A 20,156-nucleotide genomic window follows, 5' to 3' on the forward strand; every position below is an offset into this window, starting at 1 on the left:
AGACATGGTCCATGCCACCTTCCGCTTCTACGACGGCCTGAACGATTTCCTGGCACGCGCGCAGCGCGGCGTGGACGCCACCGTGCCGTGCGCGCGCGACGCCACCACCAAGCACATGATCGAAGCGCTGGGCGTGCCGCACACCGAGGTCGAGCTGATCCTGGTGAATGGCGCATCGAGCGGACTGGAGCGCATCCTGGAAGAGGGCGACCGCGTTGCCATGTATCCGCGCTTCGCCCGGCTCGACGTGGCGCCGCTGGCGCGCCTGCCGCAGCAGCCGCCCGGGCGATTGCGCTTTGTCGCCGACGCCCATCTCGGTGGCCTCGCGCGCCTGTTGAGAATGGCGGGGTTCGACACCATCTACCGCAATACGATCGCTGACGGCCAGATCGAAGAGCTGGCCGTGATCGAGACCCGCATCGTGCTGACGCGCGACCGCGAACTGCTGAAGCGCCGCGGTGTCGAGTTCGGCTGCTACGTGCGGGCTCTGCATGCACAAGAGCAATTGCACGAAGTATTCGACCGGTATCGTCTGGCGGAGCGTGCGCGGCCGTTCACGCTGTGCCTCCACTGCAACGCGCCTTTGCGCAGCGTCGCCAAGGCCGAGGTGCTGGACCGGCTGCCGCCCGCGGTGTGCGCCTCGCAGGAAATATTTACCACATGCGACTGCTGTGGCCGGGTGTTTTGGAAAGGCTCGCACTGGAAGCGCATGGCCGCCATGCTGGACGCGGCCATGGATGACGATCAACTGTCCGCGCCGGAGGAAGACAACTGATGTACACTCGATGCTCGGCCGGCGCCCGGCGCGATGCGAACCGTTCTTGAGAGCGTGATTCCATGTTGCAACAAGCAAACATACCGATTCTCCGCACCGAATGCCCGCCCGGCGCCTGCGTCTGCGGCCGCGAGATCCTGCTCGCCGAACCCGGCGCCGACCTGCGTCCGCTGCGCCTGACGCGGATGGAAGAAGACCGCCTGCTCGAGCGCATCGACCGCGTCACCAGCTACGAGGAACTCAGGACACTGCAGGCCCGTGTCCGTGCCAACCTCGGCGTCGAACTCAGGATCGTGCCGGGTCCGAACGAGGTGCGCACGCTGCGCGGCATCCTGATCGTGCTCGAAGACCGCCCCGGCCTGTGCAAGAAGGTACGCCAGTCGGTGCCGGCCGCGGTGCGCAAGGTGCTCGACCGCCATCCCGAGATCACCTATGCGATCCTCGACGCGCACGACCTGTTCGGCCTCGAAGACCAGTGACGAAGCCGCCTGCAGAACGGCGTCCGGCCGGGAATCGGCCTAGAATGCGAGCAGGACCAGCACACGGGAGGACCCGATGGCGACTCGATACGATGGCGTGGCGGCACGCCTGACGCTGCCGCTGGCGGCGCTTGCGGCAGCCGCCGCCCTGTCCGGCTGCGCGGTGTATGCGCCGCCGTACGCCTACGATGCCGCCCCGGTGGTCGCGCCCTACGGGCCCGCGGTGGTGGCGCCCTACGATCCCTATTATTACCCGTACAGCTACGGCTATCCCTACGCCTACGGCCGTCCGGGCTGGGTGGGGCCGCCGGTGGCGCTCAACTTCGGCTACTACCACGGCAGCCGCCACGGCGGCTACCGTGGTCCCGGCTGGCACGGCGGCGCGGGCTGGCACGGCCAGCCGGGCTATCGCGGGCCCGGCCGCGGCGGACCGGGCTGGGGTGGCCCGCGCGGCGGCTATCGGGGCGGCTTTGGCGGCGGCTACGGCGGCGGACGAGGCGGCGGCGGCCGCGGCCACCGCTGAGGGTACCGGCTGTCTATACGGCGCGACAGGGCGCCGGGAATGGATGGCAGTCGCTGCGCGGCTGGGCTACACTCGCGCTTCCGCTTCCGCTTCCGCCACGCCTGACGCATGACCCCGCACGACCCCGCCGCGCTTGATTTGTCCGCCTTCCAATCCGATCCCGACGATGACGTGCCCCTGCAGCAGGTGCAGGCGCTGCGCCGCAGCGACGAACGGAACCGGGCCGAACTCGAGCAGCAGGTGGCGGCGCGCACCGCCGAACTCGAACGCAGCCGCGACCTGCTGCGCGCCACCATGGACGCTTCGATCGACATGATCCATGTGTTCGAGGCGGTGCACGATGGCGACGGCAGGATCGTCGATTTTCATTGGACCCTGAACAACCACACCTCGGAATCGCGCTACGGCGAAGTGCGCGGACAGAGCCTGCTGGAACGCAACCCGGGCGTGATCGAAGAGGGCATTTTCGCTGCCTTCTGCCAGGTGACCGAAACCGGCGAACCGCTGCAGGCCGAACGCCATTACGTGCACGAGCAGTTCGACAGCTGGTTCCTGCAATCGGTGGTCAAGCTGGGCGACGGCGTGGCGACCACCACCAAGGACATCGGCGACTGGAAGCGTGCGCAGGCGGAGTTGCTGCGTTTGCGCGACAAAGTGGCCCAGGCCCGCCAGCAGGAAGGAGAGCGCCTGTCGCTGCTGCTGCAATCGATGGGCGAGGGCGTGATCGGCATCGCCGCCGACCACCGCTGCATGTTCGTCAACGCCGCCGCCGCCGCCATGCTGGGGTGCCGGGCGGACCAGCTGGTCGGCCGCAGCGCGCAGGACTTGCTGGGCGAAGGCCAGGTGCTGGCGGCGATGACGGCGGGCGTACCGGTGCGCGTCGAGGACGAGGCGTTCCGGGGCACGGACGGCACGCCGGTGCGCGTATCGTGCCAGGTGTCGCCGATGGTGCTGGGCGGGAATCCGGCAGGGGCGGTGGTGGTGTTTCGCCAAGCGCAAGAACGGCGCCCACCACGCGACGACTGACGGACGCCGGCCCGGCGGTCACGGGCAATCGCGTGCCATCGATGCCCGCAGATGGGCGCGCTCCTCGTCGGTCAGCAGGTGGCGGCCGTCGCCGCGCCCGCCACGATGACGGCGTGACCGCAGTCCGCCGGCACCGCGCCAGCCGCCGAACAGCAGCCAGCTCAGCGCCATCAGGCCGACCGCTTGCCAGAAGCCGATGACGGGCAGGCCGAACAGCCCCGGCATCAGCCGGTTCCACAGCTGCCAGATGGCCGAACCGAAGCCGGCGACGGCGATCAGGGCCCAGATCAGGATCAGTACGATCAGTTTGCTACCGCGATGTTTCATGTCGACTCCTCGATAAAAGATGATGGTCATGCCCGGTTGCCCTTCAGCTGCCCGCCAACGCATCGTGGACGGCCTGCAGGCGTGCCCGCAGTGCCTTGACGGCATAGTGCTTCCTGGACAGCAAGGTGTTGACGCTCTCGCCGCTGGCCTGTGCCATGGCCTTGAACGAAACGCCTTCGATTTCGTGGGCGATGAAGACGGCGCGCTGGTCGTCGGGCAGGGCGCGCAGCGCCTCTTCGAGGGCCGCGACCAGGCGCTTGCGGACGTAAGCCTGTTCCGGTCCGCCGTCCGGATCGGGCAGCAGATCCTCCAGCCATCCGGCCTCGTCATCGTCCGGCGCAGCGCCGATGGGGGCGCCGGCGGCACCCGCGCGCTGGCCGCGCCGGCGGTAGCCGTCGGTCACGCGGTTGCGGATCACGGTGAACAGCCAGGCGCCGGCATTGCGCACCGGTTCGATCAGGCGCGAAGCGAGCACGAATTCATAAAATGCATCCTGCAGGATGTCTTCGATGTCCTGCGGATCGGGTACCTGGCGGCGCAGCCACGCCCGCAGCCGCGGCTGCTCGCGCCGGATGGTGGCGGCGACGGCGGCGTCACGCGCTGCATCGTCCGCTGCACCCGCGCTTGGCGGGCGTCCCTCTGCGTCAAGTTGTCGGCTCGTCTCCATACCTGTATAGACGCACGGCGCGGGCGCATATTGTATTCATGGGCGCATCGTCGGCGGCCGGCCGACGTCAGCCCGCCAGTCACTGCACGGTTCAATCGTACAGGCCGATTTCTTCGTCTGTCATCATGCGCCTGCTGCCGTCGTCGCCGATGACGACGCCGTTCGGCGGCTGCCCATGTAGACCACGTGCGTGCAGTCATCCAGTCGATAACGCCACCAGTGGACCGATACCCGGTCCCGCTCGACGTCCCCGTAGTCGGGCAGGTTCGCCCGCACAGCCTCGTCGGCGGCGAGCAACTCGCGCGCGAAGCTGTCGACGACGGACTGGATGACGGTGTCTGACTGGTGCATGGCGCGCCTCAGTGCACAACTGTAGCGCGCAGCGTGTCGAACTCGATCACGCGGGCGCCCACGGACTGCACAAACACGTGATCGTGGGTCGACATCAGCACCACCGCGTGCCGCGACTTCGCGCCGACCAGTTCGGCCAGCACCGCACGCGCATCCACGTCCAGCCCGTTCGACGGCTCGTCGAACAGCAGCACCGCCGGCGTGCCGATCCAGGCCGCGGCCAGCATCAGCTTTTTCTGTGTACCGAGCGACATGGCGCCGCAGCGCGTGCCCAGGTGCCGCGCCAAGCCGAAGCGCTCGACGATGCCGAGGACCTCGGGCGAAACGCTGCAGCGCTTTGCCCAGGCCACGAAGTCCAGCAACTCGCGTCCGGTCATGAAGGGGTAGGCCGGGCACTCGTCGGGCGCGTAGGCCAGGCGCGCCTTGGCCGCGCCGCCCGCCGCATCCATTGCCACGCCGTCGATCCAGATGCTGCCGCCATCCGGCGCGGTGATGCCGGCCAGCACCCGCAGCAGCGTCGACTTGCCGATGCCGTTCGGGCCGCGCAGTGCCCAGGCGCCGCAGGCGAAATCGTGGCGCAGGTCGTGCAGGACCTGCCTGCCGCCGTAGGACTTGGATAAGTGTTCGAAACGCAGCACGCAGCCCTCTCTAATAAAGACAAGCGATGGTGGCCGCCATCCAGCCGCCGGCCACGATGACGCTGAGGACGACGGCATGGCGTTCGCTGGCAAGTTGCGGTGCCCGCAGCACGCACAGCAGGACCGCGTACGACAGCAGTCCGGCCGCCGTCCGTGCAGGTCCCGCGCCTTCGTAGCACGCCAGCAGCGCGGGCGCCGCAAGGAAGGGCAGCGCAAAACCCGACACGGCGGCCAGGTCGAAGCGGCGCCACCAGTTCGGCGCGAGCGGCAGCGCACCGGTATAGGCGGCGCTGGCCCGGTGCGCCATCTGCAGTCCGCGGAACAGGCCGCTCAAGTGGAGCGCGATACAGCCTTGGGCGAACCAGGCGGCGGCAAGGGCGCGGGCGTCGTGCTCGAACACCGTGGCAAGGCCGAGTGCACCTGCGGACAGCGCCGCGGCGCCGAGCGCCTTGGCCAGCGCTTCGTCGCGCCGTTCGCGCAGCAGGATCGAGAACGACGCCTGCAGCGGCGCCGCGTGGCGGCCGGCCACGGCATGCAGCAGGCGGCCCGGCCAGGCCGGTGCGCGCAGGTGCACGCGGGCCAGCGCGCGCGGCTGTGGCCACGGGGCCTGGTGCAGCGCCAGCGCGGCGGCAGTCGATACCAGCAGGTTGACAACCGGCGCCAGGCGGGTATCGAAGGCGGCTACCAGCAGCATGCAGGCGGCAACCAGGCCGGCAGCGGCCAGCGGACGCTGTTCCAGCACGCCCACCTGGGCGGCCAGCGCCAGCGGCACCAGCGCGGCCAGCAACAGCAGGTGCGCCGGTGCGCCGCCACGCGCGGCTTCCGACGCCAGGGCGCCGGCCACGATCAGCAGCAGCGGGCTGTCGGCCAGCACCAGCACGGCGAGGTCGGCGCGGCGGCGCTGGCGCGCATCCAGGGGCAGCGAAGCGGCGAAGGCCATGAAGGCGCCGCCCTTGATCTGCATGCGCTGCATATGCGCCCACAGCGAGGCCAGGGCCAGCAGCAGGAGCAGATAGCTGAAGCGCCAGCCCGGTCCGTGTCCGGGTGCCACGACCAGCAGAATGGGCCGGGCAAATGTATCGGCGTTACTAAAGACCGAGGCGTTGGCGGAAGCCAGCACGCCGAGCAGCAGCACCAGCGCTTGCCAGCGCCGCAACAGCAGGCGCGCCGTGCTCACGGCGTACCAGCGCAGGCGGTAGTGGAGCAAAGGACTGGCGATGGCGGTCTCCGACAAGGGTTGTCGAAGTATTATGGAGCACGTCCTATTCCGTCGGCAACATATGCATGCCACTGCGGTAAGCCGCCAAGCTCGCGCCGCGATGACAATATCCGCTACAAACAGGCGGAAGTGGCATTTACGCTTGAGGATGCGGATCCTGGATGCGCAGCGAAACATGCGGGTTTCGCTTCTGCGGCCGAGACGACGCGATTTCTACCGGACGCCTTGGCGCCGTACAGCGCCCCGTCGGCCCGGCTGACGGTCGAGGAAAAGCATTCCCCATTGCACGAAGTTGCGATGCCGATCGACACCGTCACGCCCTCCGGACCGGCGGCATCGGCAAACCGCAAGTCGGCCACGCGTTGACGAATCTTCTCCGCGAACGCTTCGGGACGAAGACCTTCGCGCCCTGTGAACAGGACGATGAATTCCTCGCCGCCGTAGCGCCCGAAACAATCTTCGTCGCGCACCTCGGCCTGGATCGATTTCGCAACCGTCTGCAGGACGACGTCGCCCACCGCATGGCCGAAGGTGTCATTGATCTGCTTGAACCGGTCAAGGTCGATCAGGCAGATATGGAAGGGGCCCGCACCGGTTCGCGCACGCCGTTCCGCGTCTTCCATGCGTGTCGAGATGTGGCGCCGATTGAAGATGCCGGTGAGCGGGTCGCGGATGGCGAGTTCGCGGATGACGTCGTTTGCATGCTGCAGACGCAGATAGGCATTCTTTCTCGATGCCTCCACCATGAAGACGAAGATCGTCACACTCAGGCCGAGGACGACGAGGCTGAAGGTGTACAGGAAGTTCATGTCGGCAGGAAGGAGTCCTGCCATGTTCGGGCTGCCGGCGTGCAGGTGGTGCAATATGAGCAGGCAGGCGGTCGATATGCCCAGCCAACACAATCCCGAGATAACGCTGCCGAGCAGGATGGCGACGATCGGCAGCGCGATGAACCATGTGCTGCCGGGGGACGTTACGCTCGCCAGAAATACGGATTCGTACAGCTTGAACGCGAACAAGCTGACAAGAAAACTCTCCCGCGCCATCGGCAGGCTGCGTGCCTTCTTGTAAATCCATGGGGACGCCATCATTACGGTGCCGGCCAGGGTCAGCGACACGGCAAGCTGCCAGATGCCGAAAATGGCGAATTCCGCGACAAAAGCGACGACCACTGGCCCAGCCAGCAGCGATAGGTTGAGCAGCCGCGCAACGTCGTGCGCTTGTTCGGAAAGTGGATCGATGCCAGGCAGGCTCACCCGTGCAAGCAGTGTCGAATATTTACCGCGAACGTATTCAGCCAGGCGATCCATGCTTGTTAGCGAAACCCGAAATAAGAACAAACTATTATAAGGTGTTACTGCGAAGAAATATTAGATTGCTCAAATTTTTATGCTGATGTGGTTTTTCTGTGTTTACATGGCTTGTCACCAGAGACGGCCGCTCCTGGCGGAAGCTGCCTGTGCTGGCAGCTCGACAGCGGCAGCACTGGCGCTGCCGCCCCAACAGGCTTAGCGCGATGGCGTCCCTTGCTGCCCGCTGCAAGAGCCGGCCCGGCTCGCCGCGAGCAGCCCGCCGCCGATCAGCGCAATGCCGAGCAACTTGCCCATCGACGCCGAGGGCAACAGGCGCATGGCGGCGGTCGCCCAGGGTGCCGGACGCTCGCGCTGCGGATCCGAATCGCGGCGCTTCAGGGCGCCCTTGCTGGCCGGACCGCCGGCGTACAGCTGGATCATCTCGCGCACGAAGGGCATCAGGTCCTGCGGCCCGCGGCTGGTCAGCCAGTTGCCATCACGTACCACCTCCTGGTCGAGCCATGTGGCGCCGGCGTTGACCATGTCGTCGCGCACGCCGGGCCACGAGGTGAGCGCGCGTCCGTCCGCAAGTCCGGTCGAGGCGAGCAACCATGGACCGTGGCACAGGGTCGCGATCGGTTTGCCTTGCCCGTCGAATTCACGCACCAGCGCGCGCGCCTCGGCCGACTGGCGCAGCAGATCGGGATTGATGAAGCCACCGGGAATCAGGAGGCCGTCGTAATCGCTCGCGCTCACCTCGTCGATCGTCCGGTCGACGTCGACCCGCTTGGCCGGCTTGTTCAGGTTGACGCCGCGGATGGTGCCGCCATGCAGCGAGACGATGTCCACCTGCGCCCCCGCCGCCTTGAGCGCCGTGACCGGCACGCTCAGTTCGACTTGTTCGAAGCCGTCGGTCGCCAGCACGGCAATGTGTTGCCCAGCCAGTTTATTACGTCCATTCATCATGTCCTCCGTTGTGAGTTAACCGATAAAGTGAATACGCTGGCAATCGCGCTTGGCGCACGAATGCAAGGCATGCGGTGGCAGTACTGCTCGTCAGGAAGCAGTCGTTGCCGTTGGGAGCCAGGCCTGGCCGATCGCAGCGAGGACATACAGTACCGTGAATGCCGATGTCCCGACGTTCGATAACCAGCGGGCATGACGAGCGTTCGGCAGGGAGAGGGACAGTTCATCCATGCCGGCATCGGTCAGCCGCACACGTCGAGCACTGCCAGCGCGCGGGTATGGGCTCCGGGCCGTCATCTGTCCATCGCTGGTAAACTGCCTTCAGCCACTCAAACAACGCGGCTTCGCCGCTAGTGGCAGCGTTCTGGTCATCATTGCATTATGTTTAACGACAGGAGATATGTCATGGTCAAACTCGCGTTGTTCGTTCGTCTGGAAGCCAAGCCGGGTAAAGAGGAAGACGTAGCGCGTTTTCTGGTGAGTGGTCTTCCGCTTGTTCAGGCAGAGCCAGCTACGACGGCCTGGTTCGGGATCCGCCTGGGGCCGTCGACCTTCGGCATCTTTGACGCGTTTCCAGATGAGGCTGGTCGGCAAGCCCATCTTTCCGGCAAGGTTGCAGCCGCACTCATGGAAAAAGCGGGTGAATTGTTCGCCCAGCCGCCGTCGATCGAACAGGTTGACGTTCTTGCGGCGAAGTTGCCGGACTGAACAAGCCGAAAACGTCGCTCAAGCAGCCCGAACCGATTGCGCGCGACATCTGCTTCATTCGGGCGTTCCGGTGTCGGCGGCATGGGCGACCGAAAACGCACGCGCCGCCTTCAACAACGGCATCAGCTTGCGGCCGATCGGGGACAAGCGATATTCAACCCGCAGCGGCTTCTCTCCATAGTCGACGCGCTCGATGAGCCGGTCGCTGGCGAGTTCGCGCAACTGCTGGGTCAGCACCTTCTGCGAGATGCCGTGCAGGTCCCGCTTCAGTTGCAGCGTGCGCAGTGCCGGATCGGCATATAGCCGGAACAGGATCTGCAGTTTCCACCGGCCCCGTATCATGTCGATCACGCGGCTGACATGGGCAACCGCGCCGTCGGGCCCGAGGCAGTTCGTGCGCACATCGCCCGACACCGGAGTAGGTACAAAAAGGTGCGTACTTCGCTGGCCAAGGCAGTGGCCGCACAGGGCATTACCGTCAATGCCATCTCTCCCGGCACCATCCATAGCAATACGCTGGACCGCAAGTTCCGTGAAATCGCCACGCAACATGGACTGGCAAGCGATGCGCCGTGGGAGGAGATCGAACGCGCTGTCCTGCCGCTGTTCGCCCAGGTGCCGGTCGGGCGCGTCGGCCAGCTTGACGACATCGCCAACGCCGCAGTCTTCCTTGCCAGTCCGCTGGCCGCCTATATCACCGGCAGTAACCTGCGCGTCGATGGCGGCTTGTCGCCCGGCTTATAGCGGCGCCAGCAGCACCGACACGTACAGCAGCAGGCGGTCTTCGCTGCGCGCCAGGGCCAGGCCGGTCAAGGCCTCGATGCGGCGCAGCCGGTAGTCGAGCGTGTTGCGGTGGATGTCGAGCGCGGCGGCGGTGGCGGCGGCGCTCTCGTCGCAGGCGAACCAGGTCTGCAGCGTGTGCAGCAGGCCGGCGCCGCTGCGCTCGTGCCCGAGGAGGGCGAGCGGGCGCCGCAGCTCCGCCGCCTGCCAGCCGGCGTCCAGTCCGGACAGCAGCACCGGCAGTGCCAGGCCATAGTAACTGTGGCGGCGCGCCGCCGGATCGCGGGAGTGGCCGATGCGCGCGGCCGCTTGCGCGCTCTGGTAGGACACGGCGGCGGCGCCGGTGCCGCTCGAGGCCAGGCCCATGGTGAGGATGGCCGCCGCGCCCGCCAGCTCGTCGGCCAGTGCGTCGACCTGGGTCGCCAGCGTCTCGTGGCGGCGCGCCAGCGCTTTGACGCGGTCGGTATCGCGCGCGTCGGGTTCGAACACGTCGAGGATCACCAGTTCGTGCGGGCCGGCGGTGGCGCTGAGCAGGGCCGGGCGGCGCGCCAGCAGTGCCAGCTGCAGGCGCTGCAGCCGCGCCAGGGCTTCGTCGTCGGCCAGGCCCGGGTTTGCTCCGGATGCGCTCAGTTCCAGCAGGAATACCACCTGCATGCGCCGCAGATCCACGCCCAGGCGCCGGCCCCAGGCTTCCAGGTCGGGGCGGCCGCCGGCATCGGGCCGGATCAGATTCAGCACGAAGGCTTCGCGGTAGCGGCTGTCGCGCTGCAGTTCGCCGGCCAGGCTGGCCTGTTCCAGGATCATCTCGGCGGTCAGCCGCACCAGTTCGCCGAACTGGCGTACCGCCGCCGGCTCGCCGCTCAGGCCGACCGCGCCGCACAGGCGCCCGCCGACCACCAGCGGCAGGTTGATGCCGGGCTTGGCGCCGTGCATCAGGCGGCTCGACGCCGCATCGACTTCGACCGTGGCGCGCTTGGCCAGCGCCAGCAGGGCGCCGTCGTGCAGCTCGCCGACACGGGCCGCATCGCCGCTGGCCAGGATCACGCCGTGCGCATCCATCACGTTGACGTTGAACGGGATGATGCGCATGGTGCGGGCGACGATGTCCTGCGCCAGATGGGTGCTGAGTTCGATCATGGCGCCAGTCTAGACGCTCACCGAGATTGTGCCAAGCGCCGAAGGAAAGGCTCCCATCGGCCCGGTCGCCATGTGCAGACTGTGCAAGCGCACAAAATCATGGCAGAAAAACATGAGGCGGCTCGTGCCGCGTGCCGACGCGTGGTGGCGCCGCATTGGTCATAATGCAGGTTGCCGCCATCGGTTTTCGGCGGACACAACGGAGACATATCACCATGAACAACAATATCGGCAAGAGTGCGTACACCGACCCCGCCATCCTCGAACGCGGCTACCGCAAGGCCACCTGGCGCCTGATCCCGTTCATCTTCATCTGCTACCTGTTCAACTACCTGGACCGCGTCAACGTCGGCTTCGCCAAACTGGAGATGCTGGACGCCCTCAAGCTGAGCGAAACCGTGTACGGCCTCGGCGCCGGCATCTTCTTCATCGGCTACGTCACCAGCGGCATCCCGAGCAACCTGATCCTGCACAGGCTGGGCGCGCGGCGCTGGATCGCCGTTATGATGATCCTGTGGGGCGGCCTGTCCGCGGCCATGATGTTCGTCCACAACGCCGGCTCGTTCTACGTGCTGCGCTTCTTCACCGGCGTGGCCGAAGCCGGCTTCTTCCCGGGCATGGTCTTCTATTTCACCAACTGGTTCCCGACGCAAAAGCGCGGCCAGGTGATGGCGCTGTTCATGTCGGCGATTCCGGTGTCCGGCCTGATCGGCGGCCCGCTGTCGGGCTGGATGCTGAGCCATTTCCAGTCGGGGCAGGGCGGCCTGGCCGGCTGGCAGTGGCTGTTCCTGCTGCAGGGCTTGCCGACCGTGCTGCTGGGCGTGGGCGTGCTGTTCTACCTGTCGGACGGCCTGAAGCATGCGAAATGGCTCAGCACCGACGAAAAGGCGGCGATGCAGGCCGCGCTCGACCTCGACGAGCAGAGCCGCAGCGCCGGCGGCCATGCCGTCCACTCCTTCGGCCAGGTGCTGCGCAACGGCCACGTGTGGCTGCTGGGCGTGGTCTACTTCAGCATCCAGATGGGCGTGTACGCGATCAACTTCTGGCTGCCCTCGATCATCAAGGCGCTCGGCTTTTCCAGCGCCACCACGGTCGGCTGGCTGAGCGCCTTGCCCTACCTGTTCGCCGGCATCTTCATGGTCGTCGTGGGCCGCTCGGCCGACGCCAGGGGCGAACGCCGCTGGCACCTGTCGGTGCCGATGCTGATGGCCCTGGTCGGGCTGCTGCTGGCCGCGCACTTCTCCAGCAACGTGGTCATCGTGATGGTCGGCCTGACGCTGGCGACCATGGGCGCGCTGACCGGCCTGCCGATGTTCTGGCCGCTGCCGGCCGCCTTCCTGGGCAGCGCGGCGGCGGCCGGCGGCCTGGCACTGATCAATTCGCTGGGCCAGGTGGCCGGCTTCGTCAGCCCCTTCCTGGTCGGCTGGATCAAGGATGCCACTGGCAGCACCGACGTCGCCCTGTACATCCTGTCGACCGTGCTGCTGGTCGGCGCCATCCTGGTGATGCTGGTGCCGGCGCGCCTGGTGAACCGCTAATCAACGCGGAGAGGAACAGTCCATGAAATTCGTGATCGCCCCCGATTCGTTCAAGGAAAGCCTGTCGGCCCTGCAGGTGGCCGCCGCCATCGAAGCCGGCATGCGCGAGGTGTTCCCGGACGCCGAGTACGTCAAGGTGCCGGTCGCCGATGGCGGCGAAGGCACGGTGCAGGCGCTGATCGACGCCACCGGCGGCTGGCGCGTCGAGCAGCGCGTCACCGGTCCGCTCGGCGAGCCGGTCGCCGCCTTCTACGGCCGTACCGGCGACGGTGGCGCGGTCATCGAAATGGCGGCCGCCAGCGGCCTCGAACTGGTGCCCCCCGCCCGGCGCGACCCGCTCGTCACCACCAGCCGCGGCACCGGCGAACTGATCCTGCACGCGCTCGACGCCGGCGCGCGCCGCTTCGTGCTCGGCGTGGGCGGCAGCGCCACCAACGACGGCGGCGCCGGCATGCTGCAGGCGCTCGGCGTTGGCCTGCTCGATGCCGAGGGCCAGCCTATCGGCCCCGGCGGCGGCGAACTGGCGCGCCTCAGGCGCATCGACCTGAGCGGCCTCGATCCGCGCCTGCTGGAGAGCGAATTCCACATCGCCTGCGACGTCAGCAATCCGCTGACCGGTCCGCGCGGTGCCTCCGCTGTCTTCGGCCCCCAGAAGGGCGCGACGCCGGACATGGTCGAGCAGCTCGATGCGAACCTGGCGCATTACGCCGACATCGTCGCGCGCGATGTCGGGGAAAATCGTGGCCGCGACGAACGCGACATGCCGGGCGCCGGCGCCGGCGGCGGCATCGCGCTGGCCATGGTCGTGTTCCTGCGCGGCCGCCTGCGGCCCGGCATCGAGATCGTGACCGAGGCGGTCAAGCTGGATGTCGCCGTGCGTGGCGCCGACCTGGTGATCACGGGCGAGGGCCGCATCGACGGCCAGACCGTGAACGGCAAGACGCCGATGGGCGTGGCGCGCGTGGCCGCGGCGCATGGCGTGCCGGTGATCGGCATCGGCGGCGGGCTGGCCCCGGATGCCGGGGCGGTGCATGCGCATGGCATCGATGCGGTATTCGCGGCGGTGAGCCGGCCGTGCACGGTGGCGGAAGCGCTGGCGGCCGGCGAGCAGAATCTGCGGACCGCGGCGCGGAACGTGGCCGCCGCCTTGCAGCTGGGCGCGCGGCTGGCGGCCGCTGCACCCCGCGCCGGCAGCACCGGGAGCACCGGGAGCAACTGAGCGGGGCAGGCCCGGGGCGCTAGTGCACGCGCGGACCCGGCCGGAATCCGTGTGCCCGGGCCGACCAGGCGACACCCAGCCCGGCCGCCGCCATGGCCAGCACCGCCCATGGAAACGCCACCGCACCCCAGGACGCCAGCAGCACCCCGCCGAGTACGCCGGCACCGGCGATGGCGCTGTTCCAGGCGACCACGTTCATCGACAGCGCGACGTCGGCGCCGCTGCCGGCGCTGTCGGCCAAGGCGGTCTGCAACAGCGTCGCCGCGCCGCCGAAGGTCACGCCCCACAGCGCGACGCCCACGTGGATCGCAGCCGGTGTGCCGGACGCAAAGATGAACAGTACGGCGACCAGCGCGAACACGGTCAGGCTGGCGAGGACAGCGCTGCGCAGCCGGCGGTCCACCATGCGTCCGGCGGCCCAGATGCCGGCCAGTGCCGACACACCGAAGTTCAGCAGGACCGTATCGACGGCGTGCGCCATGCCGGCCAGCGCGAGGAAGGGTGCGATATAGGTGTACAGGACGTTGTGACCCAACATCCACAGGATCACGGTCGCCAGTACGGCTTTGACGCCCGGCGTATTCAAGACGGCGCCCATCGATTGCCGTTCGTGGCCGGCCTGGCCTGGAAAATCCGGCACCTTGGCCAGCACCAGCACGATTAAAAGCAAGGTCAGGCCGGACATGACGTTGAACGCGTTGCGCCAGCCCAGTTCGTTGCCGAGCCAGGTGCCGAGCGGAACGCCGAGCGCCAGCGCCACAGGTGTCCCGACCATCGCGATCGCCATCGCCCGGCCCTGTTGATGCACGGCGACCATGCGCCGGGCATAAGCCCCAAGCAGGCTCCAGGCCAGGCCGGCCGAGGCGCCGGCGCCGAAGCGCGCCACCATGATCAGCCAGATAGTCGACGAGTGCGCCGTCACCGTGTTGAAGAGCAGGAAGCCGAATACCGTCAGCAACAAGACCTTGCGCCGGCGCCAGCCGCCGGTTGCGATCGTCAAGGGGATGGCGGCCAGCAGCGAGCCAAGCGCGTAGGCGGTCACCGTTTGCCCTGCCACGGCGTGGCTGATGCGCAGGTCGTCGGCAATGAGGGGCAGCAGCCCTGCCGGCAAGGTTTCGGAGGCGATGCAAATAAAACCTGTCATGGCCAGTGCGAGCAGGGCGGCGATCGGCAACGGTTCGGTACTGGCGGCCGAGCGCTCTTGGGACGAATTGGCTATTTCCATGGGTGATCCTGTCGACAAGTGAAGTGAGGTGACCGGTACTTATGTATCGATCGGTATAGATGTTAGGCAGGGGCCTAGCGCCTTGTCAACAAGTTTTGTACCGTTTAGTATAGATATCGACGACAAGGAGAAAACGATGGCGCAGATGGGACGACCCCGGCAGTTCGACCGGGATACGGCGCTGACCAAGGCGATGCATTTGTTCTGGCAAAACGGGTTCGGTGCCACATCCTTGAGCCAGCTGAAGACCGCGCTGGGCATCTCGGCGCCCAGCTTCTATGCCGCCTTCGGTTCCAAGGAAGCCTTGTTTCAGGAGACGGTCGCGCTGTACCTGAAAAGCCATGGCAGCGTGATGGACTGCCTGTGGGACCCGTCGCTGGCGCCGCGTGCCGCCGTCGAACGGGCATTACGCGGGTCGGCGCGCATGCAGAGCGAGGCGGGGCATCCCACCGGATGCATGGTGACGCTTGGGGCCGCCAGTGCAGGCATGCCCGACGACGCCGCGGTGAGTGCGGCACTCACCGCGGCACGCACGCGCAACCGGGCCGGCATCCTGGCCTGCGTCGAGCGCGGCGTCGCCCAGGGGGCGCTCGACCCGGCAACCGATGTCGCTGCCTTGGCCGGGGCCTTTGAAAGCTTCCTGCTCGGCTTGTCGACGCTGGCGCGCGACGGCGCGAGTCAAAAGGTCATGGATGACGCTGTCACGCAAGTCATGCGGCTGTGGCCGGACGAGCCGTCGGCTCGGGGCTGACGAATTCGACAGTCGGCCACTTACTCTCTCTCGATGAGCGTGATCTTCTCCGCACCGCTGCTATTGGCCCGTTCGATACGCTTGAGCACTGCCGTCATCATCCTGGCGATATCCTGCCGCACCAGGTTCGTCCCGATCGCCTGCGGGACATAAAAGGCCGGCTCGATGGCGGCGCGGTAAAGCACGCGCGTACCCCCACTCTCCAGCGGAACGAGCTCCCAGCTGCAGCGGTACACTTTCATGTCGCCCTCGATCAGGCTCACGTCGATCTTATTCGGGGGCTGTTCGTGCACCAGCACCACGAGACGAATGTCGCGGCTGAAAAAGAGAAAGCGGGCGGCGCCCACCTGTTCGACGATGACCTTGTCGCCGTCGCGCGCCAGCACCCGGGCGCTTTTCAGGTCCGGCACGTAGTCGGCCAAGCGGTCGTAGTCGGTGAGGATGCGCCAGGCAAGGGATTGCGTCGCCGCGACGGTACCGTTCGCGGCGATGCGGTAGGCCTTGCCGCCATCGGGGGCATCGGTATGGCGCACCGTCAATTCCAGTGCCGGCGCCGCCGGCTGGGCGGGCAGCGCAGACGCGCTCCAGGCCAAACAGGCGCACCCCAGCATTAGCGTGGTCAAGATGCGATTCACCATTCGCCAAGCGTACCATGGGGTGCAAGGTGGTGCCCGTTACGGTGGCGGCCCTGCGGCTGGAGGAGCGGTTTTCGCCGACGGTAAGGGACCGGCGCCGGCAATTACGCCGAGCAGCCTCCGACCACCGGAATGCGTTCGCCGCCGCCGCGCTGTTTCAATTCGATGCGGCCTTTATAGGTTGCCGTGTCATCATGGGCGCCGGTTTTGCGCAGGTCGAGGGTCAGCGTCAGCTCGCCCGCCTGAAGCACATCGTGCCAGCGTTTTTGATCTGACTGGCGCTGCCTCTCATGGTCGGATTGGCGGGTGACGAATTCGACCATCTTGCCGTCGACCTTGACCCAGAATTTTTCGATCCAGTCGCTGGCCAGCACGGTTTGTCCCGCCTTGTTTTCGAATGCGCATTGACTGCCGACCAAGTGAAGCTGGTCGGGATCGAAGCTGTCCAGTTGCGGGTCGGCGGCTGCGGCGAGCATGGGGAAGGTGATTCCCGCTGCAAGACGCCATCGGTTTTTCACATTTTGTGTGTGCATACCTGCTCCCATGGCACAGTAGTGGAACGCGCGAGGGCGCCCGGTAGCGTTGCCGTATTCATTAACGGGTGTGGCCATGGGACGGGTTCACGACCCGGATCAGCGCCGAGGCGCCTTGCGTTCCCTGCCAGACAGGAAGCCCAAGGGTGAATTCGCGAGGAAGATTCATACGATAGTTGAAGTCGATACGGTAATTTCCTGGCTTGCTTATCCCGAGATCGTCGAGCTTGTCGTAACGTATGTCCTCGACAGACTGGCCTGGCTTCAGGAGCGTGAAATTCTCCCTTCGTGGCGGCGGTGGCATGGCCTCTTCAATGATTTGCTTTCTCATGCTTTCTTTCGAGCCAGCATATGCCCATACTGAGACGTAATAGTTCAAATCGTTGAACACATACATAGGCGTCTGGCTGCGATTCGTGATGCGAAGGCGGGTCGCCAGGGGCTGCGAGACTGATAGCACCGGCGATAGCGCCTGCACCGTAAACTGCATCTGGTCGGTCGTCTGGGCCTGCGCGCCGTGCAACAAAAAAAGTGCAAACCACAGGGCACGAGCAGTCTTTCCAGCGGTGTCGAGTGTAAAAATCATTCGGAAGCTTCATCTTATTCTATCCACAGCAAGGCGTACGGGCCGCCCCGCCATGCGATGCCGGAGTCGAACCAGGCAATCCACGTCGAGGCCACCTCAATGCGCTTGCCCGCCACCCAAATAAGCCGCCACCACCTTCGGATCCGTCTTGAGGCTCTCGGCCGGCCCATGCACGGCAATGCGTCCATTCTCCAGCACGTACCCGTAATCCGCAACATTCAGCGCCGCCTGCGCGAACTGCTCGACCAGCAGCATGGTCACGCCTTCGGCCTTCAGCCGCGCGATGATGCGAAACACCTCGTCCACCAGGATCGGCGCCAGCCCCATCGACGGCTCGTCCAGCAGCACCACTTCCGGATTCATCATGACCGCGCGCGCCATCGCCAGCATCTGTTGCTCGCCGCCGGACAGGGTGCCGGCCAGCTGGGCGCGGCGCTCCTTCAGGCGCGGGAACAGTTCCAGCGCGCGCTCCAGGTCGCGCCCGATGTCGCCCTTGGGACGGGCGCGGGTAAAGCGCGGAAAGGCGCCCAGCAGCAGGTTGTCGGTGACGCTCATGGTCGCGAACACGCGCCGTCCTTCCGGCGAGTGGGCGAGGCCGGCGCGCGCGATGCGGTGCGAGTCGAGGCCGGTGATATCGATGCCATCGAGCGTCACGCTGCCGCCGCGCGGCTTGACCATGCCCGAGATGGCGCGCATGGTGGTGGTCTTGCCAGCACCGTTGGAACCGATCAGGGTCACCAGTTTTCCTTTCGGGACCTCGAGCGAGATGCCGTGCAGGACTTCGACCTTGCCGTAGGCGGCGTGCAGGTTCTGGATGTTCAGCATGGGTCGCTCCTCAGGCGGCGGCGGAGGCGGGTGATGCGCCCGCGCCGCCCAGGTAGGCTTCGATCACTTTCGGGTCCGACTGCACACGCGCCGGCGTGCCTTCGGCGATCTTCTGCCCGAAGTCGAGCACCGTGACGGTGTCCGAGATCGCCATCACCACGTCCATGTGGTGCTCGATCAGCACGATGGCGATGCCGTGCTCGCGGATCTTGCGGATGATCGCCATCAGCTCGCGGATGTCGGGCGCGGTCAGGCCGGCGGCTGGCTCGTCGAGCAGGAGCAGGCGCGGATCGAGCGCCAGTGCGCGGCCGATCTCGAGCAGGCGCTGCTTGCCGTAGGGGAGGTTGCGCGCTTCCTCGTCGGCCAGTTCGTCGAGGCCGACAAAGGCCAGGATCGCCTGGGCGCGCCGCCGCGCCGCCGCTTCTTCGCGCAGGTAGCGCGGCGTGTGCAGCATGGCGTCCAGCCAGGTCGAGCGGAAGCTGTGGTGCAGGCCGACCAGCACGTTTTCGAGGGCCGTCATCTCGCCGAACAGCTGCACGTTCTGGAAGGTGCGGGCGATGCCGCCGAGCGCGATCTGGGCCGGTGTGCGGCCGGTGATGGCGGCGCCCTGGAAGCTGACCTGGCCCGCGGTCGGCTTGTAGATGCCGGTGAGGACGTTCATCATCGTGCTCTTCCCCGAGCCGTTGGGACCGATCAGGCCGTGCACGCTGCCGCGCACCACCTGCAGGTCGACCCCGTTCAGCGCCTTCAGGCCACCGAACTGCATCAGTACCCCGTCCACGCGCAGCAGTTCGCCGCTGGGCGCTTCGGCGCGCATGCCGGCGAAGGGATCGGCATCCGCCGCCCCGGCCAGCGCGTGCGCGTGCGTGCGCCCGCGCCCGAGCAGCCCGCGCAGGAAGCCGACGATGCCGTCCTGCAGGTAGTAGACCACGAACAGGGTCATCAGGCCGAAGATGGTCAGGCGCCAGTCGACCATGTTGTCGAGCTTGAAGGAGAAGGCGGCCAGCGCCAGCGTCGCCACCACCGGCACGGCCATCATGCGCACGCTGGTCCGCTTGCGGGCCAGCGCGATGCCGGCGCCGATCACGGCCAGGACCGCGGCCGTCACCGCGATGCGGCGGAACACGTCGATGTCCGACAGCAGGCTGGGCAGCATCACCACGATCAGCGCGCCGAGCAGGGCGCCGCTGCGGGTCTTCCGCCCGCCCATGATCACGGCCAGCAGGAACAGGATGGTCAGTTCGAAGTTGTAGGTATTGGGCGAGATGTAGCCTTCCGAGTAGGTGTACAGGCTGCCAGCCAGGCCGGCGAAGCCGGCGCTGATGACGAAGGCGTACACCTTATAGCGGTACACCGACACGCCCATGCAGTCGGAGGCGATCGGGCTGTCGCGCAGCGCTTCGAAGGCGCGCCCGATGTGGGAGCGCAGCAGGCGGTGCACCAGCAACAGCGACACCAGCATCAGGCCGGCCACGGCGTAGTAGTACTGGACTTCGCTCAGGGTAGTGCCGAAGACGGCGGGCTTGGTCACCGTGATGCCCATCGGCCCTTCGGTCAGGAAGCTCATCTCGTTGATCAGGATTTGCGCGATGGTGCCGAAGGCCAGCGTCACCATGGCCAGATACGGACCGGTCACGCGCAAGGCCGGCAGCGCCAGGACGGCGCCGAACAGCGCCGTGACCAGCACGCTGGCCGGCAGCGTCAGGTACCAGGCCGCATCCAGCTTCAGGATCAGCACCCCGGCCACGTACGACCCGATGCCGAACAGGCCGGCGTGGCCGAGCGAAACCTGGCCGGTGTAGCCGACCACGATGTCGAGTCCGAACAGCAGGATCGCGTAGATCAGGATGGTCTCGGCCAGGTGCACGTAGTACGGATTGGTGAACACCAGCGGATACGCCACCAGTGCCGCGATGCCCAGCAGCGCGGCGCCCAGAAATCGTTTGCTCATGCGGA

At 66.8% G+C, this 20,156-nt stretch carries 24 protein-coding genes; 9 read left to right on the forward strand and 15 right to left on the reverse strand.

Annotated elements, in window-relative coordinates; genetic code table 11:
• Positions 1-4 precede the first annotated feature (4 nt).
• From U1H99_RS09035 to U1H99_RS09050, 4 genes are all read left to right on the forward strand, one after another.
• Entirely contained in the window at positions 5-775 is a 771-nt protein-coding gene (locus U1H99_RS09035) for a Mut7-C RNAse domain-containing protein (protein WP_323141404.1), read from the forward strand.
• Between the two features lie 62 nt (positions 776-837).
• Positions 838-1,254, forward strand: coding sequence for a hypothetical protein (locus U1H99_RS09040; protein ID WP_323141405.1), 417 nt, complete (start codon positions 838-840; stop codon positions 1,252-1,254).
• A gap of 76 nt (positions 1,255-1,330) precedes the next feature.
• Entirely contained in the window at positions 1,331-1,777 is a 447-nt protein-coding gene (locus U1H99_RS09045; RefSeq protein WP_323141406.1) for a hypothetical protein, read from the forward strand.
• A gap of 108 nt (positions 1,778-1,885) precedes the next feature.
• Entirely contained in the window at positions 1,886-2,803 is a 918-nt protein-coding gene (locus tag U1H99_RS09050) for a PAS domain-containing protein (RefSeq protein ID WP_323141407.1), read from the forward strand.
• An 18-nt stretch (positions 2,804-2,821) separates the two neighbouring features.
• Here U1H99_RS09050 and U1H99_RS09055 read toward each other — a convergent pair whose 3' ends face one another.
• The 7 genes from U1H99_RS09055 to U1H99_RS09085 form a co-directional block, all read right to left on the reverse strand.
• Positions 2,822-3,130 carry a hypothetical protein gene (locus U1H99_RS09055; RefSeq protein ID WP_323141408.1) on the reverse strand — a complete coding sequence of 103 codons (309 nt, stop codon included), beginning with the start codon at positions 3,128-3,130 and terminating at the stop codon, positions 2,822-2,824.
• Positions 3,131-3,173: 43 nt separating this feature from the next.
• A complete protein-coding gene (locus tag U1H99_RS09060) occupies positions 3,174-3,797 on the reverse strand; it encodes an RNA polymerase sigma factor (RefSeq protein WP_323141409.1) in 624 nt (207 codons plus the stop codon).
• 123 nt (positions 3,798-3,920) lie between these two features.
• Complete coding sequence (locus U1H99_RS09065; RefSeq protein WP_323141410.1) at positions 3,921-4,148, reverse strand: hypothetical protein; 228 nt, start codon at positions 4,146-4,148, stop codon at positions 3,921-3,923.
• Positions 4,149-4,156: 8 nt separating this feature from the next.
• On the reverse strand, positions 4,157-4,786 hold the full coding sequence (locus tag U1H99_RS09070; RefSeq protein WP_323141411.1) for an ABC transporter ATP-binding protein: 630 nt from the start codon (positions 4,784-4,786) through the stop codon (positions 4,157-4,159).
• Between the two features lie 10 nt (positions 4,787-4,796).
• The gene (locus U1H99_RS09075; RefSeq protein WP_323141412.1) at positions 4,797-6,020 is read right to left on the reverse strand and encodes a DUF6136 family protein; all 1,224 of its coding nucleotides are present in this window, start codon (positions 6,018-6,020) and stop codon (positions 4,797-4,799) included.
• Between the two features lie 98 nt (positions 6,021-6,118).
• Entirely contained in the window at positions 6,119-7,315 is a 1,197-nt protein-coding gene (locus U1H99_RS09080; protein ID WP_323141413.1) for a GGDEF domain-containing protein, read from the reverse strand.
• A gap of 198 nt (positions 7,316-7,513) precedes the next feature.
• Positions 7,514-8,263, reverse strand: coding sequence for a type 1 glutamine amidotransferase domain-containing protein (locus tag U1H99_RS09085; protein ID WP_323141414.1), 750 nt, complete (start codon positions 8,261-8,263; stop codon positions 7,514-7,516).
• A gap of 405 nt (positions 8,264-8,668) precedes the next feature.
• Between U1H99_RS09085 and U1H99_RS09090 the strand changes: the two genes are divergently transcribed.
• Entirely contained in the window at positions 8,669-8,971 is a 303-nt protein-coding gene (locus U1H99_RS09090) for a putative quinol monooxygenase (protein ID WP_323141415.1), read from the forward strand.
• A gap of 54 nt (positions 8,972-9,025) precedes the next feature.
• Here U1H99_RS09090 and U1H99_RS09095 read toward each other — a convergent pair whose 3' ends face one another.
• Positions 9,026-9,373: a winged helix-turn-helix transcriptional regulator gene (locus U1H99_RS09095; RefSeq protein ID WP_323141416.1), complete on the reverse strand. Its 348-nt coding sequence runs from the start codon at positions 9,371-9,373 to the stop codon at positions 9,026-9,028.
• Positions 9,374-9,403: 30 nt separating this feature from the next.
• On the opposite strand from U1H99_RS09095, the gene U1H99_RS09100 reads away from it, so the two are divergent.
• Complete coding sequence (locus U1H99_RS09100; RefSeq protein WP_323141417.1) at positions 9,404-9,715, forward strand: SDR family oxidoreductase; 312 nt, start codon at positions 9,404-9,406, stop codon at positions 9,713-9,715.
• Here U1H99_RS09100 and U1H99_RS09105 read toward each other — a convergent pair.
• Positions 9,710-10,888 carry a sugar diacid recognition domain-containing protein gene (locus tag U1H99_RS09105; RefSeq protein ID WP_323141418.1) on the reverse strand — a complete coding sequence of 393 codons (1,179 nt, stop codon included), beginning with the start codon at positions 10,886-10,888 and terminating at the stop codon, positions 9,710-9,712. The two genes, U1H99_RS09100 and U1H99_RS09105, sit on opposite strands and share 6 nt — an antisense overlap.
• Positions 10,889-11,097: 209 nt before the next feature.
• Between U1H99_RS09105 and U1H99_RS09110 the strand changes: the two genes are divergently transcribed.
• Positions 11,098-12,426 (forward strand): MFS transporter, encoded by a 1,329-nt coding sequence (locus tag U1H99_RS09110; protein WP_375341604.1) that lies wholly within the window; start codon positions 11,098-11,100, stop codon positions 12,424-12,426.
• A gap of 22 nt (positions 12,427-12,448) precedes the next feature.
• The gene (locus U1H99_RS09115; protein WP_323141420.1) at positions 12,449-13,645 is read left to right on the forward strand and encodes a glycerate kinase; all 1,197 of its coding nucleotides are present in this window, start codon (positions 12,449-12,451) and stop codon (positions 13,643-13,645) included.
• A 19-nt stretch (positions 13,646-13,664) separates the two neighbouring features.
• Here U1H99_RS09115 and U1H99_RS09120 read toward each other — a convergent pair whose 3' ends face one another.
• Positions 13,665-14,870 (reverse strand): MFS transporter, encoded by a 1,206-nt coding sequence (locus U1H99_RS09120; RefSeq protein WP_323141421.1) that lies wholly within the window; start codon positions 14,868-14,870, stop codon positions 13,665-13,667.
• 136 nt (positions 14,871-15,006) lie between these two features.
• Between U1H99_RS09120 and U1H99_RS09125 the strand changes: the two genes are divergently transcribed.
• On the forward strand, positions 15,007-15,621 hold the full coding sequence (locus U1H99_RS09125) for a TetR/AcrR family transcriptional regulator (RefSeq protein WP_323141422.1): 615 nt from the start codon (positions 15,007-15,009) through the stop codon (positions 15,619-15,621).
• A 20-nt stretch (positions 15,622-15,641) separates the two neighbouring features.
• Here the strand turns inward: U1H99_RS09125 and U1H99_RS09130 are convergent, their stop codons facing one another.
• The 5 genes from U1H99_RS09130 to U1H99_RS09150 all read right to left on the reverse strand — a co-directional run bounded on the left by U1H99_RS09130 (position 15,642) and on the right by U1H99_RS09150 (position 20,151).
• Positions 15,642-16,259, reverse strand: a complete 618-nt coding sequence (locus U1H99_RS09130; protein ID WP_323141423.1) for an SRPBCC family protein — start codon at positions 16,257-16,259, stop codon at positions 15,642-15,644.
• 101 nt (positions 16,260-16,360) lie between these two features.
• The gene (locus U1H99_RS09135; RefSeq protein WP_323141424.1) at positions 16,361-16,789 is read right to left on the reverse strand and encodes a hypothetical protein; all 429 of its coding nucleotides are present in this window, start codon (positions 16,787-16,789) and stop codon (positions 16,361-16,363) included.
• Between the two features lie 61 nt (positions 16,790-16,850).
• Positions 16,851-17,375 carry a hypothetical protein gene (locus U1H99_RS09140; RefSeq protein WP_323141425.1) on the reverse strand — a complete coding sequence of 175 codons (525 nt, stop codon included), beginning with the start codon at positions 17,373-17,375 and terminating at the stop codon, positions 16,851-16,853.
• 96 nt (positions 17,376-17,471) lie between these two features.
• Positions 17,472-18,200: an ABC transporter ATP-binding protein gene (locus tag U1H99_RS09145; RefSeq protein WP_323141426.1), complete on the reverse strand. Its 729-nt coding sequence runs from the start codon at positions 18,198-18,200 to the stop codon at positions 17,472-17,474.
• Positions 18,201-18,210: 10 nt separating this feature from the next.
• The gene (locus U1H99_RS09150; RefSeq protein WP_323142093.1) at positions 18,211-20,151 is read right to left on the reverse strand and encodes a branched-chain amino acid ABC transporter ATP-binding protein/permease; all 1,941 of its coding nucleotides are present in this window, start codon (positions 20,149-20,151) and stop codon (positions 18,211-18,213) included.
• Between the last annotated feature and the right edge of the window lie 5 nt (positions 20,152-20,156).

Source organism: Massilia phyllosphaerae, assembly GCF_034659755.1.
GTDB lineage: Bacteria > Pseudomonadota > Gammaproteobacteria > Burkholderiales > Burkholderiaceae_D > Telluria > Telluria phyllosphaerae.

What these genes read in the sequence shown, in the direction of transcription:
- U1H99_RS09035 (WP_323141404.1), top strand. Translation starts at nt 5, where the DNA reads ATGGTCCATGCCACCTTCCGCTTCTACGACGGCCTGAACGATTTCCTG.
- U1H99_RS09040 (WP_323141405.1), top strand. Translation starts at nt 838, where the DNA reads ATGTTGCAACAAGCAAACATACCGATTCTCCGCACCGAATGCCCGCCC.
- U1H99_RS09045 (WP_323141406.1), top strand. Translation starts at nt 1,331, where the DNA reads ATGGCGACTCGATACGATGGCGTGGCGGCACGCCTGACGCTGCCGCTG.
- U1H99_RS09050 (WP_323141407.1), top strand. Translation starts at nt 1,886, where the DNA reads ATGACCCCGCACGACCCCGCCGCGCTTGATTTGTCCGCCTTCCAATCC.
- U1H99_RS09055 (WP_323141408.1), bottom strand. Translation starts at nt 3,130, where the DNA reads ATGAAACATCGCGGTAGCAAACTGATCGTACTGATCCTGATCTGGGCC.
- U1H99_RS09060 (WP_323141409.1), bottom strand. Translation starts at nt 3,797, where the DNA reads ATGGAGACGAGCCGACAACTTGACGCAGAGGGACGCCCGCCAAGCGCG.
- U1H99_RS09065 (WP_323141410.1), bottom strand. Translation starts at nt 4,148, where the DNA reads ATGCACCAGTCAGACACCGTCATCCAGTCCGTCGTCGACAGCTTCGCG.
- U1H99_RS09080 (WP_323141413.1), bottom strand. Translation starts at nt 7,315, where the DNA reads ATGGATCGCCTGGCTGAATACGTTCGCGGTAAATATTCGACACTGCTT.
- U1H99_RS09085 (WP_323141414.1), bottom strand. Translation starts at nt 8,263, where the DNA reads ATGATGAATGGACGTAATAAACTGGCTGGGCAACACATTGCCGTGCTG.
- U1H99_RS09090 (WP_323141415.1), top strand. Translation starts at nt 8,669, where the DNA reads ATGGTCAAACTCGCGTTGTTCGTTCGTCTGGAAGCCAAGCCGGGTAAA.
- U1H99_RS09105 (WP_323141418.1), bottom strand. Translation starts at nt 10,888, where the DNA reads ATGATCGAACTCAGCACCCATCTGGCGCAGGACATCGTCGCCCGCACC.
- U1H99_RS09115 (WP_323141420.1), top strand. Translation starts at nt 12,449, where the DNA reads ATGAAATTCGTGATCGCCCCCGATTCGTTCAAGGAAAGCCTGTCGGCC.
- U1H99_RS09120 (WP_323141421.1), bottom strand. Translation starts at nt 14,870, where the DNA reads ATGGAAATAGCCAATTCGTCCCAAGAGCGCTCGGCCGCCAGTACCGAA.
- U1H99_RS09125 (WP_323141422.1), top strand. Translation starts at nt 15,007, where the DNA reads ATGGCGCAGATGGGACGACCCCGGCAGTTCGACCGGGATACGGCGCTG.
- U1H99_RS09130 (WP_323141423.1), bottom strand. Translation starts at nt 16,259, where the DNA reads ATGGTGAATCGCATCTTGACCACGCTAATGCTGGGGTGCGCCTGTTTG.
- U1H99_RS09135 (WP_323141424.1), bottom strand. Translation starts at nt 16,789, where the DNA reads ATGCACACACAAAATGTGAAAAACCGATGGCGTCTTGCAGCGGGAATC.
- U1H99_RS09140 (WP_323141425.1), bottom strand. Translation starts at nt 17,375, where the DNA reads ATGATTTTTACACTCGACACCGCTGGAAAGACTGCTCGTGCCCTGTGG.
- U1H99_RS09145 (WP_323141426.1), bottom strand. Translation starts at nt 18,200, where the DNA reads ATGCTGAACATCCAGAACCTGCACGCCGCCTACGGCAAGGTCGAAGTC.
- U1H99_RS09150 (WP_323142093.1), bottom strand. Translation starts at nt 20,151, where the DNA reads ATGAGCAAACGATTTCTGGGCGCCGCGCTGCTGGGCATCGCGGCACTG.